The sequence below is a fragment of the Priestia aryabhattai B8W22 genome, from assembly GCF_000956595.1.
Classification (GTDB): domain Bacteria; phylum Bacillota; class Bacilli; order Bacillales; family Bacillaceae_H; genus Priestia; species Priestia aryabhattai.
Map to the genome: position 1 here is coordinate 41,848 of NZ_JYOO01000014.1, position 19,930 is coordinate 61,777.

Annotated in this window: 18 protein-coding genes; 3 read left to right on the forward strand and 15 right to left on the reverse strand. The window is 38.4% G+C overall.

Features of this window, described 5'->3' with window-relative positions; all coding sequences use genetic code 11:
* Positions 1–12: 12 nt before the first annotated feature.
* The 6 genes from N178_RS12665 to N178_RS12690 form a co-directional block, all read right to left on the reverse strand.
* On the reverse strand, positions 13–774 hold the full coding sequence (locus tag N178_RS12665; protein WP_045292579.1) for a M15 family metallopeptidase: 762 nt from the start codon (positions 772–774) through the stop codon (positions 13–15).
* A gap of 155 nt (positions 775–929) precedes the next feature.
* On the reverse strand, positions 930–1,997 hold the full coding sequence (locus N178_RS12670) for a TolB family protein (protein WP_045292581.1): 1,068 nt from the start codon (positions 1,995–1,997) through the stop codon (positions 930–932).
* Between the two features lie 25 nt (positions 1,998–2,022).
* Positions 2,023–3,492, reverse strand: a complete 1,470-nt coding sequence (locus N178_RS12675) for a sensor histidine kinase (protein WP_045292582.1) — start codon at positions 3,490–3,492, stop codon at positions 2,023–2,025.
* Complete coding sequence (locus N178_RS12680) at positions 3,489–4,181, reverse strand: response regulator transcription factor (protein WP_045292703.1); 693 nt, start codon at positions 4,179–4,181, stop codon at positions 3,489–3,491. The genes N178_RS12675 and N178_RS12680 overlap by 4 nt, the downstream gene beginning before the upstream one ends.
* A gap of 132 nt (positions 4,182–4,313) precedes the next feature.
* On the reverse strand, positions 4,314–5,831 hold the full coding sequence (locus N178_RS12685) for an FAD-dependent monooxygenase (protein ID WP_045292584.1): 1,518 nt from the start codon (positions 5,829–5,831) through the stop codon (positions 4,314–4,316).
* 32 nt (positions 5,832–5,863) lie between these two features.
* Entirely contained in the window at positions 5,864–7,039 is a 1,176-nt protein-coding gene (locus tag N178_RS12690; protein ID WP_045292586.1) for a YhgE/Pip domain-containing protein, read from the reverse strand.
* A gap of 197 nt (positions 7,040–7,236) precedes the next feature.
* Between N178_RS12690 and N178_RS12695 the strand changes: the two genes are divergently transcribed.
* The gene (locus N178_RS12695; protein WP_045292587.1) at positions 7,237–7,845 is read left to right on the forward strand and encodes a TetR/AcrR family transcriptional regulator; all 609 of its coding nucleotides are present in this window, start codon (positions 7,237–7,239) and stop codon (positions 7,843–7,845) included.
* 41 nt (positions 7,846–7,886) lie between these two features.
* Here N178_RS12695 and odhB read toward each other — a convergent pair whose 3' ends face one another.
* The 6 genes from odhB to N178_RS12725 form a co-directional block, all read right to left on the reverse strand.
* Positions 7,887–9,182, reverse strand: a complete 1,296-nt coding sequence (gene odhB / locus N178_RS12700; protein WP_014459542.1) for a 2-oxoglutarate dehydrogenase complex dihydrolipoyllysine-residue succinyltransferase — start codon at positions 9,180–9,182, stop codon at positions 7,887–7,889.
* A 16-nt stretch (positions 9,183–9,198) separates the two neighbouring features.
* Positions 9,199–12,060, reverse strand: a complete 2,862-nt coding sequence (gene sucA, locus N178_RS12705) for a 2-oxoglutarate dehydrogenase E1 component (protein ID WP_025751267.1) — start codon at positions 12,058–12,060, stop codon at positions 9,199–9,201.
* Between the two features lie 363 nt (positions 12,061–12,423).
* A complete protein-coding gene (locus N178_RS12710) occupies positions 12,424–13,011 on the reverse strand; it encodes a PadR family transcriptional regulator (RefSeq protein ID WP_045292590.1) in 588 nt (195 codons plus the stop codon).
* Positions 13,012–13,077: 66 nt separating this feature from the next.
* Positions 13,078–14,622: an MDR family MFS transporter gene (locus N178_RS12715; protein ID WP_045292592.1), complete on the reverse strand. Its 1,545-nt coding sequence runs from the start codon at positions 14,620–14,622 to the stop codon at positions 13,078–13,080.
* 139 nt (positions 14,623–14,761) lie between these two features.
* Complete coding sequence (locus tag N178_RS12720; RefSeq protein WP_045292594.1) at positions 14,762–15,208, reverse strand: OsmC family protein; 447 nt, start codon at positions 15,206–15,208, stop codon at positions 14,762–14,764.
* Positions 15,209–15,329: 121 nt separating this feature from the next.
* Entirely contained in the window at positions 15,330–16,226 is an 897-nt protein-coding gene (locus N178_RS12725) for an NAD-dependent epimerase/dehydratase family protein (RefSeq protein ID WP_045292596.1), read from the reverse strand.
* Between the two features lie 165 nt (positions 16,227–16,391).
* Between N178_RS12725 and N178_RS12730 the strand changes: the two genes are divergently transcribed.
* Positions 16,392–17,612 (forward strand): DUF418 domain-containing protein, encoded by a 1,221-nt coding sequence (locus N178_RS12730; protein WP_045292598.1) that lies wholly within the window; start codon positions 16,392–16,394, stop codon positions 17,610–17,612.
* Positions 17,613–17,653: 41 nt separating this feature from the next.
* On the opposite strand, the gene N178_RS12735 is transcribed toward N178_RS12730, so the two are convergent.
* From N178_RS12735 to N178_RS12745, 3 genes are all read right to left on the reverse strand, one after another.
* The gene (locus N178_RS12735; protein ID WP_045292600.1) at positions 17,654–18,112 is read right to left on the reverse strand and encodes a hypothetical protein; all 459 of its coding nucleotides are present in this window, start codon (positions 18,110–18,112) and stop codon (positions 17,654–17,656) included.
* 324 nt (positions 18,113–18,436) lie between these two features.
* Complete coding sequence (locus tag N178_RS12740; protein ID WP_045292601.1) at positions 18,437–18,727, reverse strand: hypothetical protein; 291 nt, start codon at positions 18,725–18,727, stop codon at positions 18,437–18,439.
* 94 nt (positions 18,728–18,821) lie between these two features.
* A complete protein-coding gene (locus tag N178_RS12745; RefSeq protein WP_028412859.1) occupies positions 18,822–19,310 on the reverse strand; it encodes a GyrI-like domain-containing protein in 489 nt (162 codons plus the stop codon).
* Positions 19,311–19,531: 221 nt separating this feature from the next.
* On the opposite strand from N178_RS12745, the gene N178_RS12750 reads away from it, so the two are divergent.
* Complete coding sequence (locus N178_RS12750; RefSeq protein ID WP_028412858.1) at positions 19,532–19,819, forward strand: hypothetical protein; 288 nt, start codon at positions 19,532–19,534, stop codon at positions 19,817–19,819.
* Positions 19,820–19,930: the final 111 nt, after the last annotated feature.

A 19,930-nucleotide genomic window follows, 5' to 3' on the forward strand; every position in this document is an offset into this window, starting at 1 on the left:
TAGAACTTTTGATTAAGCTTTTTTCTTATTTGCATAGGTTTCTAACGTTGCATATTGATTAAAAATGGATGCGGCTGCTTTTTTCCCTACATATCTAAGGTGCCATGGTTCGTATTTATAGCCGGTAACCTGCTCTTCACCTTCAGGGTATCGAATAATGAATCCGTATTGATAGGCATTTTTTGAAAGCCAATGAGCCTCTGATGTATTAGCGAAGCAGTCTGCGGCAGCACACATTCCACTTCCTCCCGTGACATCGATTGCTAGTCCCGTTTCGTGTTCACTTGTTCCAGGATAGGCGCTATAGGTGCGTGCTTGTTCTTCTCCGTCTCGCTTTGCGTAAAATGCAAAAAGCTCTTTTTGACGCTCGTGAGATCGATAACCGGATACACCAAGTAAGCTGATTCCCTCTTTTTCAGCATCTCGGAAAAGTTCTTCAAGCGCTTGTGCCGCAGGCTTTCTAAGCATTCGTTTTTCTATTTTTTCGTTGAAGATAAACGGAACGTCGGCATAGACTAAATCGGAAGGCTGATAAGATTCAGGAAGCTGATGCTTTTTATTAACTAAAGCCGTAACCGATTCTGGATTGGCTATTACCACTGTTTCGTCTACATTAGGTTTCGTTAAAGATGGAGAAGCTGATGAGCTTTCTAGTTTTTGAGCCTGTCCATTTTTTGTGAATTCTCTGGCAGGCTTTGATGAAGAATTGCTTGTTCCGCACCCTGCTATCATCAGCGTAAAAGCTAAAGAACAAATAAATAAAAAGTATTTCATGATGTCTTACTCCTTTCAAACGGCTTTTGATGGGCTACGAAAGCCTATAAAGAAAGGATAAAATATAAATGTTTCTGTCTTTTATTCAGTTGTTTCAAACTTGTAAACACTCTTAAAGAAGTTTAGTATACGTAAAAAAAGACTGCCTAAGCAGTCTATTTCAAAAAGATAATATATGTATGAACTTGATTTTGCGTAAAGCTGGATGCAACTAGTTTATTTCCTGATTGACTCCAGGCAAGCTGATCAGCGGCATAGTCTAAATTTACGTTTAAGTGTGTAACATCTCCTGTTAATCCATCTGCTATGAATATCCCTTTATCTCCCTCTTTTTCAGAAATAAAGTTATAGGCTAATTTCGAACCGTCGGGAGACCAGCTTACGCCAAAAATTTGAGTGGACAGAGCAAGCTGAAAGGCTTCTGATCCTTTTAAATCTGTGATAGACAGCGTTCTCGTTTGGGCATCTTTTTGCTGAACGAGCGCTAATTGTTTTCCATTTGGAGACGGGATAATAGAAATCACATTATCTCGGATTTTTTCAAGGGCCGTCTGTTCGTTATGAAGAAAAAAAAGCTGGTTGTTTACGCCAATATAATAAATGCCACCTATTCCTTTAACCGCATCTAAGATTCGATCGTCTCTGTGCAACAGAGGTTCTGCTTCTCCTTTTACATTTGCTTTAGAAAGCTTTCCTTCCATTGTAATAAACATTACTTCTGAATTATTAAGCCACTCTCCGCTTGATGGATAGAGAAGAACATTCTTTATTTTAACCGTTTTTTTTGTTTGAAGGTTCATTATATAACCAAATGTATCTTCGCCTTTTGCTACTTTATAAAAAAGATAATCACCATTCGGAGAAAGCTTCGCCGCATGTTGGATTTCATTGCTTGGATGCAACAGAAAAGTAGACTTGTTTTTTAGATTATAAGTAGCTAGATTCTGTGCATATACCTCTTTGGGACCGAAATCGTGTGAACGAAATTGTTTATTTTCTTTACTAACAATCATTGTGTTTTCATTTAAAAATTGAAACGCCCTTACTCCGTTAATATCCTGAACATCTTTCACTTCTATTTTTCTATCTTTATCTACTTGGTCCAATACAGTAATTTTCTTGTCGGGTTTTTCAACGGTTTCTCTATGGCTTTCTTTTTGTCCGCATGATGTTAAAATAAGAAAAGTGCTTGCTATACATATCATTAATCTATACCGTTTCAATAACGGTTCACTCCTTTTAGCTAACTCATTTCTCTGTTTTCAAAGGAAACGACACTTTGAAAATCGTCCATGTAGGGTCAGAATGATGCAGCTTGATAACGCCTTTTTGTTTTTCAGTTAAATCTTTGGCTAATGCTAAGCCAAGGCCTGTACCTCCGGATAAACGCGACCGATCTTTATTTACGGTGAAAAATGGTTGAAATAATTTCTCTTCCGCTTCAGGTGGAATTCCTATTCCAGTGTTAGCTACATCCACAATGATAGAATTCTCTAAAGTGTAAGACGTTACTTCCACTTTTCCGCCTGGTTCATTATATTTAATAGCATTATCGATTAAATTGATAAAAATGTGTATTAAGCTTTCGCGATCCGCCCAAACAACCGATTCGTTTATATTTGTATGAAGGATTAAATCAAATTTAGCCGCTTTCCCTTTCATGCGGTCGCATATGTCTTCGAGAAGTCCCTTCAATTTAACTGACTCCGGTCGCTGCTCAAAATCATATTTCTCAAGTGCTGAGAGTTTTAAGATTTTATCTACCATTTCATGAAGACGATCCGTTTCTTTACGAATATTTTGCACGCCGTCTTCCATAAGCTGAGGATCATCTCGATACATATCAAGTAAGTCAACATAGGCTTTGATTGATGTTAAAGGCGTTTTAAATTCGTGGCTGATGTTTCCGATAAACTGCTTTTGCTGCTGTTCAAGAGACTGCAGCTTTGAAATAGCGAGTTCAAGCTTTCTTTTTTCTTCCTTCATTTGATCGATATTTTTTTCAATCGACGTACTCATAAAAAACAAGCCTTGACTGAGCTCCCCGAGTTCATCGCCTCGTGTGAACGGCAGATCGGTTAAATAACGGCCTTTTCGAATCTGCTGTGAAGTTTTTTGAAGGCTAGCAATAAGCGAAGCAATACGGTAAAAATAAGCATAGCCAATCAAAAAGGCTGATGCTGCTGCAATCGTTCCCCAAGCACGAAATAGGTGTCTAATGTCAGCTATAAACTGCTGATTATTTTTTAATGAATGGTCAAAACGAACGGCTCCAATCAATTGATGGTCGATTGATACAGGTGCAAAGTAAATAAGAGAAGAACCTGAGTTTTGATAGGCTATTTTTCCTTCCAACGCATAGCTAAGCGTATCGGAGACATCTACAGATTTTTGGCCGATGGGAATAGAACTTCCGGCTTCCTGTCCTTTTTGATTATATAGAACTGTTTGCATTCCGCTTTGTGATGCAATAGAAGATGCAAGGCGCTGTCCTTTTTGCTGAAGAAAAGAATTTATGTTCAAAGAGGGGTCACCCGTTAAATAACTTTGACGAATTGTTTGTTCGGCTGCTTTGCTTTTTTGAATAAGTTCACTTTCTAGCTGATCGCGCTGATTTGTTTCAATTCCTTTTAACACAAGTACGCTCAGGACCGTTACTGTTAAAATAATTAAAAAAGCAAGAACAAATCCCATCTTAGCTTTCAGGCTAATTTTCATTCATTGATCCCTGCAGTCGCTTTATATCCAACGCCATATACCGTTTGTAGCAAATAAGGTTCTGCATCTCCTACTTTTTTTCGAAGGCGCTGCATGTGAATGTCTACCGTACGTGTACCGCCTGCATAATCCATTCCCCAGACAAGATCTAATAAATCTTCTCTCGTGTACACTCTTTCTAAGTTGGCAAGTAATAAAGCAATAAGATCAAATTCCTTTGGTGTAAGCTTGACTAAATCATCGGCAACGTGTAACGTGCGCTGAATTAAGTTTACCTTCACTTTTCCTACCGTGATTTCTCCAGCAGCCTCAGGCGCTTCATTCTTTTCCATTCGCCGAACAAGTGCTTTAGCTCTAGCTACAAGCTCTCTTACATCAAACGGCTTGGTCATGTAATCGTCTGCGCCTAACTCTAAGCCTAGAACTTTATCGACGATATCATTTTTAACCGTTAACAAAATAATTCCCATTCCTCTTCGATTCTCGAGTTTTCGGCATACTTCATATCCGGTTAATTTCGGCATCATCACATCTAATATCATTACGTCAGGTCGAAAGCTTTTTACTTTTTCAAGCGCTTCTTCACCGTCGGACGCGGTGTCTACACTGTATCCTTCGCGCTTGAAAGCATAAGATACCGCTGTAGCAATACTTTTTTCATCATCAACTACTAAAATCCTTTTATTCAATGTATCACGTACTTTCATTTGATATTTCTATTCGTCTATCTTATCAAACAGCTTTCCCAAAAACATCTCCAAGTTGTTTCGAAATTGTAAACAAAAATAAAAACACCACATAAGATGGCGTTTTTTTTAGATTTAATATTCATTTGTAAAAGGAAGGATTTTATGCGTATGCAAATATTGATGAAGCAGATCTATACGCTGCTCGCTGCTAATAAAACCAATGTATCCGTCAGGTCTAATAACGTACAGAGCATCTTTTTGAAGTCCTGCTTTCTTCAAGTAAGGGTTCCAAGAAAACTCGTGCAAGGAGAAGTCTTTTTCTTGCATGCTTTTTTTTAACTTCTCTGCTGCTGTTCCATAGACATGTATTTGCCAGTTTAAAGACTGTAAAGATTCAAAATTCCCTTCTACATAGGGTAATCGATCACCACTTTGCACATTTGTCCCTTGCCCGCTGCTTAGGTCACTATTTCGATACTTAATGCGGATTTGAGATAAAATCGTAAATGCTTTGTGACGGGGGTAAGGGAAACGAAATAAAAAGGATAGTACAGGCGGAAAGATATGCTTCCTAAAAAATTGACTCGTTTTATCTCGTGCCACCATTCGCTTAAAAGCGCGATCAGTTGTATTTACAAGCAGCTCTGCAAAAGGCAGCCTTTCTTCTTCGTATGTATCTAATATGGAAAGTGCCGCTTTGTGTTGAAGGACAGCTGCTAATTTCCATGAAAGGTTGATTGCATCTCCAATTCCTGTGTTCATTCCTTGTCCGCCTGCAGGACTATGAATATGGGCTGCATCTCCACTTAGAAAAATGCGTCCCTGTCGGAAACGACTTGCTACTCTATGATGGATATGATATGTCGAGAACCAATTTATACCCTCAATCTGAACACCAAATATTCGTTGAATAAAAGCCTGAATGTTTTCAGCTTTTACATCGTTTTGATCTCTAAAAGCTGAAGGAATAATGCCGATCATTCGATACGTTCCTTTACTTCTAACAGGCATACAAATCAAAAATTCTTCATTGCTAAAGGAAATACTGATTTTTTGATCCTTCATCACTTCACCAGAGCCGTGAACATCCATCACATAAAAATGCTGTTTATATTTTTCTCCTTTAAACTCTATCTTCATTTGCTTGCGAACGGTACTGTGTGCTCCGTCACATCCACAAATATACTTAAAATAAGCGGTTTCCTCTTGCTGGGCTTTTAATAAAGTTTTTACCCCTTCTCCGTGTTCAGCTAGAGATAGTAACTCCGTCTTCCATTCTACTTCGATCCCAAAATTTTTTAATTTTTCAAGCAGAAACCGCTCGTGGTCGTCCTGTGGAAATGTAAGAACAAAAGGAAAAGGACTTAATCCTTCTCCTAAAGATCCTAGATGAACTTTTGCTTTTATTTTATTCTTCACTCGGACGTATACATCTTCCATCTTAATCCCGCTGTCTATGACTTCATCTGCAAAACCGAACTGCTGATAAAATTCAAGTGTTCGCGGTAAAATAGCCATTGCCCGGGAGGCTTGCCCCGGTCCGTCGCTTTTATCAATAATTCGAAAAGGAATGTTATGTCTGGCTAAATTGTAGGCCATAACGAGGCCAGTAGGGCCGGCACCAACGATTAGAATTTGTGGATTCATCATTATCTCTCCTTTTCATTCAGTTACAGTATCTTTTATATAGAGCGAGACTTCTCTTTTTTCACAGAAGATGCGGGTAAAGCAGAAGCAAACAGAGCACACAAACTTGTTAAAGAGATAAGAGCTAGAGCAGATACAGAAGGATTCCATGTCAGATGTTCTCCAAAGAAAAATAGTTCTCTTACGCCATCTACCATAAATCTCATTGGCAGCCATGGATAAATCCACTCTCGATAAAAATCAGGCATAATTTCTGGAGCCATTGAAAGCAAAGGTGCGCCAAAAAATAGAATAATAACGAAAATCGGAAGTCCCTTTAGTCCTAGCCATGAAAGTACGGCTGATATCAAAGTGAAAAAACTGAAGTAAGCAATAGTTAAAAATAATGCGGTATCTAAAAATGAAGGAACAGCAATTCCAACCATCTCAGCCAGCCACGCTAGCCCAAAACCTGCCGCTAAAGCAAGTACAGCTCCAATGAATACTAATGCTGCTTGGTTACCGAGTTTCTCTTTACGAGAAGAAAACGTGATTTTTTGAATAGCGAGAAATACAACTGCTGCCCCTGCTATGCTTGCCATCCACAACGGCTGAAATAATGACACTGGGGCGTTTCCGTTAACACTATGAGGTCCTGTTTCATTTACATTTATCACTGTCTTTTGAATCGGTGCAGCGAGTGCTAATGCTTGGTTTGCACTTAGTTTCGTTCCGTTTTGTTCAAACCTTTTCACTAGCTGCAAGCGCATATTTTCATTCATCTTATCAACGGCTCCGTTTAACACCTGACTGGCGATTGTTGAAGCGGCTGTATTCTTTCCTTGATTCACTAACAATTTAATAGCAGGTGCATCAGGCTGAGCCGTCTGAAGAGTCGCCTGCTTTTTGGTGAAATCTTTTGGAATGATAAGCGCACCGTAGTATTGTTGATTATTTAACCCTTTTTCAACTTCTTTAGTAGTTGATACAAAAATCCATTTAACCGAAGACTGTTCAGTGCTTGAATCCTTCATATTTTGTTTTATTTGATTCCCTATATTTACATTACCCTTTGCTGGAACTGTCATTCCTTCGTCGGCGTTTACGAATGCGATTGGCAAATTCTTAGGTGCTGAGCTTGCCGAAGGAATTAAGGTTAGAATAAAGATAAAAATAACAGCTACTACTATAATTGGTGAAAAATATATAAGCTTTTGATTCCCTAATTTCATATAGATCTCTCCTTTTTGTTTTAAGGATATACACGTTAACGAAAAGATAATGTACATGCTGTTGATTAGTGATCACTATGTAAATTATAATAAATTTACCTGCATTCTCAATATGCAATAATCGTGGGAATGTCGCTTACTTAACACAAAACACATAACTGTTCATTATTAAAGAAAAAAGTAGGTGTTTAAAAACTGTGGGGAATTCAAAAACAGATCGTAGAATTATTCGAACGAAGAAATTTATCCGAGATGCTTTGACAGAATTGATGGAAGAGAAAGGGTTTGAAGGCGTAACAGTCAGAGATCTAACAAAAAAAGCGGATATTAATCGTGGAACCTTTTATTTACACTACCAAGACAAATACGATTTGCTTGAAAAAAGCGAAAATGAAGTCATTCAAGAGATAAAAGAATTTATCAAAAAAGCAAATCCAAATGAGATTGTATCTGCTAATTTGAAAGAACAGCCTTTACCGTTTATTATTGCACTTTTTGAATATATCCAAGAGAATGCGCGTTTTATGCAGGTTATGCTTGGTCCAAAAGGAAATCCTGGATTTCATCTTAAAATTAAAGAGGTCATGAAAACCAATATGCTGGAAAAATTAAAGCTCATTGATAATAAAATGCCTCCGCTTGTTCCACTTGAACATTTAATGTCTTATATAACGTCAGCGCATCTTGGAGTCATTCAGCACTGGCTAGAACAAGATATGAAGCAGTCACCGCGAGAAATGGCTCTGACACTCGCTAGCATGACTTTTTTGGGTCCTGCTTATGTCGCAGGCATTAAGCGAACATAAAAGAACCTGCTATTCTCCGAGAGAATAGCAGGTTCTTTTTATTAACCTTCTAGTAATAAAGATTCTGGATCTTCTAATAGTTCTTTAACAGTAGCGAGGAAGCTTACAGCTTCTTTGCCATCAACGATACGGTGATCGTAAGAAAGTGCAATGTACATCATCGGACGATTTTCGATACGCTCTTCATCAATTGCTACCGGACGAAGCTGAACTTTGTGCATTCCCAAAATACCAACTTGAGGCCCGTTTAAAATTGGTGTAGACATTAATGAACCGAATACGCCGCCGTTTGTAATTGTGAACGTTCCACCTTGTAAATCTTTTAATGCTAATTTGTTGTCGCGCGCTTTTTTCGCTAAATCAACGATAGATCCTTCGATACCAGCGAATGTTTTACGGTCAGCATCCCGTACAACTGGAACAACAAGACCGTCTGGAGCTGACACAGCAATACCAATATCGTAGAATTTTTTAATTAATAACTCGTTGCCTTGAATTTCAGCATTTAATAACGGGTATTTTTTAAGTGCTGCTACTACTGCTTTTGTGAAGAATGACATAAAGCCAAGTCTTACGTCGTGCTGTTCAAAGAATTTGTCTTTGCGTCTTTTGCGAAGAGCCATAACAGCCGTCATGTCTACTTCGTTAAACGTTGTCAACATAGCCGCTGTTTGCTGAACTTCAACAAGACGTTTGGCAATTGTTTGACGTCGACGTGACATACGTTCGCGTTCAACAGGTTTGTCGCTATTTTCACTTGCCGCTGGAGACGGAGATACCGGGTTAGCTGGCTTACTTGCTTGTGCCTGCTGTTTTTGCTCATTTGATTTTTGATCTGCATACGAATCAATATCATGTTTACGTACACGGCCAAGAGGATCAGTAGTTGGTACTTGATCTAGCTTGATTCCGCGTTCTCTTGCTGCTTTGCGAGCTGCAGGAGAAGCAATCAGCCATTGTTTTTGATTTCCTTGTTGAGGCGCTTCAGCTGCTGGCGCTACTTCTTCAACTGTTTTTTGCTGAGCTGGAGCAGCTTCTTGTTTTGGTGCTTCCTCTGCTGGTTTTTCTTCAGCTTTTGGTGCTGCTGGTGCTGAAGCTCCTTCTTTCGCTTCAAGACGTGCAATTGTTTCACCAACTTGCACTGTGTCGCCTTCGCCAGCAAGAAGTTCCGTTAGCACACCAGAGTCTTCAGCTGTAATTTCAACGTTAACTTTATCTGTTTCAAGTTCAACGATATAATCGCCTTTTTCAACGAAATCTCCTACTTGTTTTAGCCACTGTGCAACTGTTCCTTCAGAAATTGATTCTGCTAATTCCGGTACTTTAATCTCTCCCATGGTTCATTCCCCTTCCTTATCTTGTAACAACGTCGTTAGCAATTTCATTTTTAGTTAATGCATCTTGTAAAATACGTTCTTGTTCTTGTCTGTGAACTGTTGGATCTCCCTCAGCTGGACTTGAGCGTCTTGTACGGCCGATGTAGTCAACAGTAGCTCCTTCTGGTGCTACTTCACGCAGTCGATCTTCTACATAGTTCCATGCGCCCATGTTTTCCGGCTCTTCTTGTAACCAGACAATCTCTTTTAAATTTTTATAGCGAGCAAAGATTTCAGCAATTACGCGTCTTGGGAACGGATAAATTTGTTCTAGACGAAGGACGTGTAGCCAATCTTTATCATCTTCAGCTTTGTTTAAGCGTTCCGTTAATTCACTGCTGATTTTTCCGCTGCACAGAACGATTCGTTCAACTGCATCTTCTTTTTTGCCTAATCCAGGCTGTTCCACTACTAAGCGGAAAGAGCCTTTTGTAAACTCTTCAAGGTTTGACACACTAAAAGCATTACGAAGCAAACTTTTTGGCGTCATAACTACTAGCGGTCTTACTTCTTCACGCTGTAAAATGGCAGCTTGTCGTCGAAGTAAGTGGAAATATTGTGCAGCGCTTGTTACGTTTGCGATTGTCCAGTTGTTTTCTCCAGCTAGCTGTAAATAACGTTCTAGACGAGCGCTTGAGTGTTCTGGTCCTTGACCTTCATGGCCGTGTGGAAGCAATAAGACCATTCCAGATTTTTGTCCCCACTTAGCACGGCCTGCTGCAATAAACTGGTCAATAATAACTTGACCTGCATTGGCAAAATCACCAAACTGTGCTTCCCAAAGAACAAGCGTTTCAGGAGCAAATACATTATAGCCGTATTCAAATCCAAGCACTGAACCTTCAGATAATGGACTGTTACGAATATCAAAGGAAGCGCTTACGTTCTTCATTGCGTGTAGTGGTGAGTAAACATCCCCTGTCTTATGATCATGAAGAACAAGATGTCTATGTGCAAACGTACCACGTTCAGAATCTTGGCCTGTAATACGAATTGGCGTGCCGTCTCTTAAAATCGTAGCAAATGCAAATGCCTCACCCAATGACCAATCTACACTTTCATTCTCTTCAAACGCTTTGGCACGTTTAGATAAGATGCGATCAAGTTTTGGGAATACGTTAAATCCTTCAGGGTATTTTACTAGCTCTTGATTCACTTCAAACAGCTCTTCTTTTGTAACAGATGTATCAATATCTGAAATTCCTTTGAAGACTGCTTGTGGCATTTCCATAATTCTATGTTGCTTTTCAGCTTTTGGCGGTACTTTCTCATAAGCTGCTTTTAACTTCGCTTGTAACTCTTCATTAATTTGATCTGCTTGACCGCTTTGAATCACGTTTTGTTCTTCGAGCTGCTTTGCATACATAGCACGAACGGTTGGACGTTTTGTCACAATTTCATACATCTTCGGCTGTGTTACAGACGGTTCATCCATTTCATTGTGGCCAAATCGACGGTATCCAATTAAATCAATCAAGAAATCTTTGTTAAAACGTCTGCGATACTCATAAGCAAAATAAGCAGCAGCTAAACAGGCTTCCGGATCATCCGCGTTTACGTGAACAATTGGAATTTCAAACCCTTTTGCTAAGTCACTTGCATATTTCGTTGAACGAGAATCGACGCTTTCTGTTGTAAATCCAATCATGTTGTTAGCAATGATGTGGATTGTTCCACCTGTTTGATAACCAGTCAATTGATTTAAGTTCAGCGTTTCTTGGACAATACCTTCACCAGGGAACGCAGCATCTCCGTGAATTAAAATCGCGAACGATTTTTTTACATCTTGTTTTGGGTATCCATTCACATCACGCTCATCTTGAGCCGCTCTTGTAAACCCTTCCACAACCGGATTAACAAACTCCAAGTGACTAGGGTTACTAGCTAATGTCAAACGAGCTCGAACTGTGTTCTCTGCTTTAATTTGTTTGTCGGCACCCAGGTGATATTTTACGTCTCCCGTCCAACCGTAGTTGATACCGATTGAACCTTCTGAAGGAACTAATTCTTTGTTAGGTGCATGCTGGAATTCTGCAAAAATCATTTCATACGGCTTCCCTAATACGTGTGCCAATACATTTAAGCGTCCACGGTGAGCCATACCGATATTAACCGTTTTTGGGCTTGTTTCCACTGAGCGGGCAATCAGTTCATCTACGAGTGGAATTAACATATCTACGCCTTCAATAGAAAAGCGTTTTTGTCCGACAAATGTACGGTGTAAAAATTGTTCAAAGCCTTCTACTTCTGTTAAACGCTTTAATACAGAAGTTCTTTTCTCATTTGAAAGAGGTTGGAAAATAGCACCTGACTCGACCATATCAGTCAGCCACTTATTCTCTTCCATGTTATGTACGTGATGGAATTCAAACGCAATGGTTTTTGTGTAGACATCTGTTAAATAGTTAATTGCGTCTAAACCATTTTTGACGTGTGATGGCGCGTTCGTACATAAAATATCAACCGGAATTGATTTCAAATCTTCTTGCGTTAAATTGTAATCTTCCAAGTGAAGCAAGACAGGATCTTTCTTCTCGCTTTCAAGAGGCTTAATTGACGCGTATAGATGACCATAAGCACGGATATTTTCCGCTAGCTTAATAGCCGATGCAATTTTAGATGTGTTAGCTGAAGGTGCAGCCTGTGCGTATTCAGCTTGCTGAACCTGCTCACTTTCGTTTAATGGAGGAGCACCCCAATAATCAAATAATTCTTTTAACTCTGGATCTACTAGATCTGACTGCTCTTCATATAACTCATACTGTTCTAATACATAGCCATAGTTCGGACCCAAAAATCCTTGCCAAGGCTCCCCTCTATTCGACGTTTCGTTACCCATGATAAAACCCCCAACGAGTTATAATAATTGTCGTACTCAACAATCTTTCCATTTTGAATGTCGATTACCTTATCGTCTGACATCTTTACAACGAGTGATAAATCTCACTGCGTGTGTATCTGATATCTGCTTATATTTTACCACTCTTTTACTCGTCAATCAAAATGAAATCGCTATATTTCTTTAATTTTTTTTACTTTTTTAATAGTCTTACTACTTTTTGAAAGCGTTTTATAAGCAAAGCTGATTAAAGGTCGAATCAGGTGTTAATTAATTGTTATTGACCTAGCTTTTGGCAAAATTAAATTGCTTGAAATATATTTTGTGACTATTAAAAAAAAGAAGCAGCGTTTTGCTTCTTTTTTAAAACTCATCTACGATTTTTTCAACGTCTTCAAAATAACCATCATCTACTTCTGTAAGCTTGTTGCTTTTCGCCGCTTCGAGTAAATGAGTGAACCAAGTTAGTTCTACTTTCAAATGCATAATCGTGCGCATAATGATCGACAGATTTGCAATGGAATGATCCACCTTTTTAACTTGGTACAAATTTTGCATTTTTTCTAAATAAGCTGCCGTTTCCTCAATCTTTTTTTCTAAAGCAGAAGCCACTTTTTCTTGATCGACGTAAGAAGTAAATGAAAGAGCAGCATAAACAGGTCTATGCATATGCTCTTTTTTTAATAGCTGTTCAAAATAAAGACGCTCGAATTCTTCTTTTCCTGCATCCGTAATAGAATAAACGGTCTTTTCAGGTCTGTTCGTCTCTCGAATCACATCGACTACTTTCACCAACTGATCTTTTTCAAGCGTATCAAAGGCATAATATAAAGAGCCGCTTGCAAGTTTAATATAGTGCTTCATTTGTCTTTCATTAATGGTTTGCTGAATTTCATAAGGGTGCTTATTTCCTTCCATTAATAAACCCAATATGACTAATTTAACACTCATAACACCTTTCACCTCTTGACATGCATCTTATTTAGTGAAAAAAGCACGAACATCTTCGTGCTTTTTCTATTTTTGAGCTGCAGGTTCCTTAGCTTCTACCCGCTTTTTAGGGGGAACTTCCACTCGTTCATTTCCCATTAAAAAGACAGTAATGATAGCTACTGCAATTGGAATAAGAGCAAGCATAAATGCATACGTGATCGATGTAGACATAGCATCAACAATCTTATCCAATATTTGAGGCGGAATGCTGTTTCGGGCACTTGATTGAAAAACTGCACTCGGATCTCCTATTTGAGAAAATGCTCCTTGTGATCCATTTCCCATACCTTGAAAATTGCGCTGCATCTCATTTGTAAATGTATTGCTTTGAATCGTTCCAAAAATCGTAACTCCCAGCGTCATTCCTAAAGAACGCGCAAATGAGTTCGTTGAGTTGGCAGAACCTCTAAACTGTGGATCCAGCTTATGCGTTGACGAAGTTGGTAAAAGAGAAAAGCTAAATCCTACGCCAAATCCAGTCAAAATCATAAATACCGTGAGCATCCAACGAGGTGTATCAGGTTCCATTGTTCCTAACAAGAACATTCCTACTGCAAATGAAAAAACGGACATAATCATTAGGTTTCGGAAGCTCGTTTTTGTAAGGAAAATCCCGCCGATAGCACTTCCTGCTACCGAGCCTAACATCATCGGAGTTAAAATTAAACCCGCATTTGCAGCAGAACCTCCGTAGACAGCTTGAACGAAAATAGGAATAAATACTGTTAAAATAATAAACGTTGCTCCGTATAAGAAAGCGAGAATTTGAGATGTTGCAAATAACCGGCGTTTGAACATCCAAAACGAAATAATCGGCTCTTGCGCGCGTTTTTCTACAAAAAAGAAAAATGACAGTGCCACTGCAAAGATAACAAAAAGAGATAAAATTTGCGGAGAAGACCATTCGTACTCTTTTCCTCCAAGTTCAAGAGCAAACATTAAACTGACTACTGAAATGACAAGAGTGGCTGCACCAGTCCAGTCAATTTTTTGCTTTTTATGACTTGTTGACTCTTTATAAAAGCGCACAATAAAAAATAACGATAAAAGTCCGATTGGGACGTTCACATAAAACACCCAGTGCCAGCTGATGTATTCCGTAATGTAAGCACCGAGAAGTGGACCAAATACGCTTGCTGAGCCAAAAACGGCACCTAATAATCCCGTCATTTTCCCGCGCTTTTCGGGAGGGAAAATATCAAATACAATAGTAAAAGCAATCGGAAGAAGCGCTCCTCCTCCAATTCCTTGAATCGCCCGGTAAATACTTAGCTGCACGATGCTTTGTGCTAGACCACACAATGCAGATCCAAGTAAAAATACCGTCAATCCAAAAATAAAAAACCGTTTACGGCCGTACATATCAGATAGTTTACCAAATATCGGCATACCTGCCATCACGGCAACCATATAAGCGGACGTAACCCAAACAAACTTATCTAATCCGCCTAGATCAGAAATGATTTTCCCCATAGCCGTCGCTACGATGGTATTATCCATGGCTGACATAAAAATACCGAGCAGCAATCCTGCTACGATAAAACGAATATGTTTTTCTGATGAAACCATTTCAGTTCCTCCTTTCGCGTCATCTTTTTGATGAACAGAAATGATAGCTACTTAAATTATTATATTCAAATTTGAGTATTTTACAATCTTAAATGTGCTATTTTTTAGAAATAAACATAACAAAAGCGTAATGGATCCATTACGCTTTTACTGTGAGCTGAGGTTCTAATTCGATCTCTACATTTCCTTGAATGGCTCTTGAAATCATACAGGACGTTTCTGCTTTTTTTATAAGTCGATTGATTTTCTCTTCTTGGGCCGCAAATTCAGGTGTGACGATCACGTGAGGTTTATGAATGATTTTTTCGTACGTAAACACACCATTCGTTACGTCCACGATAGCTTTCGATTCCATTGTTAAAGCCTCCTGATGGATTCCACTTCTTTCTAGCATCGCTGCAAGCGTGATAATGTAGCAGGTGGCTGCTGCTCCTAGCAGCATTTCATCTGGATTTGTCCCGGCTCCTGGCCCGTCCATTTCTGGTGGAATAGAAATGTTTGTTTTTAATTGCCCTGCTTCAATTGTTCCCACTTCATTTCGGCCTCCTGGCCAATTTGCTTGCAAATGAAAGTGATGTTTTGCCATAGTGTATCCTTCTTTCTTCTATATAATGATGTATACTTAGCGTACCTTTTTTGCCCATAAAATAAAAATGTTCTGCTTGTAACAGCAAAAAGACTGCTAAACGTGCAGTCTTTGTTGTTCTCTAACTTAAAGGTACTTTCTTTTCACTTTCAACAACAGTTTTGATTAATGAAGGCAGCCAGTCCTGCAGGTTCGTAAATGAATATCCCCAAAAGCTAGCTTTTTCATTGCTCATCGTCCAAGAATGATCTACTCCGTACGGAGAACTATTTTCATCCGTTAAACGAGAGGTTGTTCTTGCTGTTTTATCCGCTGCTTGTTCAATATATGAAAATAAATTTTTGAGTGAAATGGTACCATTTGAACAAGCGTTAATCGGCCCTTTTAGCTTCTGTTCTGCACACCAAACTAAAAATTCACCTGCTTCTTCCTGTGAAATGAAGTTCATTTCTGCTTCAATAGCCGGTACACCAATTTCTTCTCCATGCATAATTTTTTCTATGTGAAAACGCAAGCGGTCCGTATAATCATCTTTTCCCATAACAATTGGAAAACGGACAGCTGTTACCGAAAACGGTGCTTTTTGAAAGAATACGGCCTCGGCTTGGCGTTTTCCTTCTTGATAGGAAATATTTTCACGGCGTGTATATGAAATAGGATACTTGTATGGATCAAAATCTTCTTCATAACACGTTTTTTCTAAAGAACCGTATACTGAAAGAGTCGAGGTAAGTACATAGTGACTCGTACTATGACGAAAAGCTTCAACAGCAACAGCTGCGCCGTGTGAAGAATAGCATATTTGATCGAAGATAACATCCCATTTTCTTCCTCTTGTTGTTTCGATTACAGAATCTTTTTCTACACGATCAAGAAAAATTCGCTCAACTCGATTGCCGAAATCATCCGGTGTTTTACCTCGCGTTGCTAACGTAACCTGTACTCCTTTAGAAAGCAATGTCTGAACTAAATTTTTTCCGAAAAAACGAGTTCCACCTAACACAAGTGCTGTTTTCATCTTTTTCTCCACCTTTCATATTTGATATGGGTGACCATACCATTATTATCCAACTTTTTCATCCATAAAGCTATGAATCTTTCCGCTTATTTTTTTGTACTCCCACCTATTTTTTCGCCACTGCCGTGTTAAGATGTACATATCTAACTAAAAGGAGCGACAGCGATGAATCCTTCTCCACTTCCCCTTAACGAACGTCTTGTTGTTCTTGATATTATTCGGGGCATTGCTTTGCTGGGCATTTTTTTAGTGAATATACCGGCTTTTACTTCTCCGATATTTATTTTTCAGCTGTACAATGTTTCTTATAAGTATGAAGGAATAGATGCTTATATTGATTTATTCTTGCAGCTGTTTGTCCAAGGGAAGTTTTTTACCATTTTTTCTTTTTTGTTTGGACTTGGATGCGGCATTTTTTTGCATAGAGCTGAAGAAAAGCAGTACTTTGCCGCTGCTTTATGGTCAAGAAGAATGGCTGCTTTGCTATTAATCGGTTTTTTTCATCTTGTCTTTTTCTGGTATGGAGACATTTTGCATGTGTATGCTATTGGCGGTTTTTTATTATTCTTTTTTTACAATCGAAAAGCTAAGACGATTTTGCTGTGGGCAATAGGCTTGCTATGCTTTTTTTATCTTTTGGCTTGTATGCAGTTTTTTATTCCAGCACACGCCTTGCAGGAGGCACAGTGGGAGTATAAAGCTTTACATGAACATGTCTTAACCCAATATTTATCCACCTACAGGCAAGCAGACTATTTATCTTGGCTGTTTTATCGTTTGAATGTTGAAGTGGTGCCTATGCTATTAAATCTACCGTTTTCTATCTTTCCCGTATTTTCTATGTTGTTATTTGGCTTATATACTGCTAAAAAAGGATTAGTACATAATATCGAACAAAACCGTTCTTTTTTTAAGAAAATTCAGTTAATAACAGGCGCAGCAGGTTTCACTTTAACTATTATTCTGGCCATGCTAAAAATAGAGATTTTAAGATACGAACTCTACCAGCAGGCGGCCATTCACCTTTTTACAAGCTTAAGCGGCATTTTTCTATGTTTTTTTTATCTTACCACCTTACTGTTATTCCTGCAATTTTCTCCTTACGCTTCAATGCTGGGTCTTTTTAAGTATAGTGGAACAATGGCATTAACAACTTACCTTAGCCAAACTTTAATTTGCCTGTGTATCGTTCGAGTATTTGGTTTATACGGAAGTCTTACCTTAACGGAAAGTACGATTATATGTCTCGTCATCTATACACTCCAGCTTTTTTTCAATAAGTGGTGGCTTTATTATTTCTACTACGGTCCGTGTGAATGGTTATGGCGAAGCTTTACGTACCGATCCTTCCCACCACTCAGACGGAACAGGAAAGCTTCAGTTTAACAGCAAATCGGCCTTCAAGTTTGAAAGCCGATTTGTCTCCTTTACTGCAAAGGCGGTATGGTTATTCGTTTAATTCCATTTTTCTCAAACTCTCGTATATAATCCATTTCTCGATGGAAAATTTGCATAAAAACTTCATTTTTTATTTCTTTAATGGGGCCTATTTGCTCTATCACATCTCGTTTAGCCATACGATAGGCTAGCGCTTCCCAAAATACTTCGTTATCGTATTCTCCAATAATATCCTGAAGAGAATCTTCATGTTCTTCTGTGAACATAACCTCACTGTTTAGCGTTTGAAAAGGTCCCTTTTCCACAAACGGCTCTGCGTGTGAAAACAGTTGTTTTTCTACATTCGTGTATTCTTGTGCATGCTCATCTTCCACTCCAGAACATGCTGTGACCATCCAGTTACCTAAATAAATTAAATCCAGCAGTTGAAAAAAGTGCGTTTCAGATAGTTGAAGTTCAATATCGTTTTTTACAGGAGCTTTTGACATAAGCGCGGATCTCTCCTTTAATTTTGAGGGTAGTTGCTACTAAATAAAATAGCTAAAAGGGTTAGTATGCAGGCTAGCAGGAAAACTGAAGAAATGGCTTCACCTCTTTTCTGTAGTGTAAAAATAGAGGTACTGACATCAAAAGAAGTGAATACGAAGGGTGTAAACCTATCATAATCGAAATAAAGACAAGATACAAGACTTTTTTACTAAATTTTCTGACTGTTTTCGTCATAAATACCTATTTTTGTTTTGTTTATACTAGAAAGGTCTTAAAATTGTGTGCTGAGGTGCTCAAAATAAAAAAGCGCTGAACCAGGCGCTTTAACGGTGTAAAAAGATAGATAAACCAATAAAAAAAGCAGCTAAAATAAAATCAAAAATCCACTGCCACTTCTCACGTTTTAACAATGCGTGCTCTATCCCTGATAACAGCGAACTTATACTAACCAAAACAAAAATAAAGCTCAATTGGTTAAACGAAAATTTAGTGACAAAATTTGATACAAGTATGACTGCTACGGTGATGAACAGTGCCATTTGACTTATAAGTACCCATTTAATTCTCTGTTTATATCCGTCTTTTAAAGCTTGTAATAAATCGTTGCTGATCACTCTCGCTAAACCCCTTTTGTATTCCTATCGTCAAAAGTAAGAACGCAGCAAAAAAACGCTTATCTGCATCTTAACTACTTAGCAAAACTAGCTATTAAATCGAAACATAAATATCAACTTGACTGTACTCAGGATCAATACAGCGTTCATCATATAATTCAAAATCTATTTTATAGGCACGATGATTTTTTTTAGCCCATTCGCGAATATAAGCCCAAGCCTCTACGACTACCTGTCTAGCTGGCCCAACAGCTGTTGTAAACACCATGTATTCACCTTCTGGGATGATGAACTCTCTCATATCCTCTTTCAGTTCGCCGCCGGGTAAAACTTCGTAGCCGAGAGCAAATGTAAAATCCATTTTTTGATTATATTCAAATTCTGTATAAAGAGCAAATGTATTACCATTTACTTTATTGGCGATTTTATTAGCTAACTGTTGTTTATAAAAAGTCTGCCAGTGCTCAGGAATAAGACCTGTGCCCGTTTCTTCCACAGGTTCATCTGTTCGAATAGGCACTCCTACAACAGTGAATTCATTTACCTTGACTACTTTTTGACTTACGACTAAGTCAGTCAACATATTGAGCCCCCTTAATTCTTCTTTTTCTGTAGTTACAATGAGGGAAATACTTCTTAATATGCATTTTATTTGTATTCAAAGAAAACGTCAACCTTTTATGCAAATCCCTTAACGAAGGGGCGGAAGATCATTCTTCTAAACTATAAAAAAACGATTCTATTTTCTTTGTACACATCATACGTATAAGATACCCCTAATTTACAATAGAGTGAGGTAAAAAAATGAAGATCATTGAACTTGCCGAATTCATTAAAACAAGTAAAAAAACAACTAAACTTGCTCTCTCCTCTTCTACAGTACAGTATACATTAGAAACAGATGATTTGAAAATTGAATTAAAAACAGGCGGCACGAATAAGCGAATCGTGTTTTTTCGCATCTTCTTAAAAGGAACATACAAGGATTGGATTTGTTATCACCGGAACGAACATCATATTTACGAATTGTATCAAAATATTCCTTTATCTCCTAAAATGCAAAAGCAGCTTTTGTATGCTATTGCATCATAAAAGAGCTGGCGAGTTAGCCAGCTCTTTTTCAATACATTAGACGAAGCTCAAGCCAATTAGGTTTTAAATGACTCATTTTTTATCAAAAAAACACCGGAAGCTTTGGGGTCA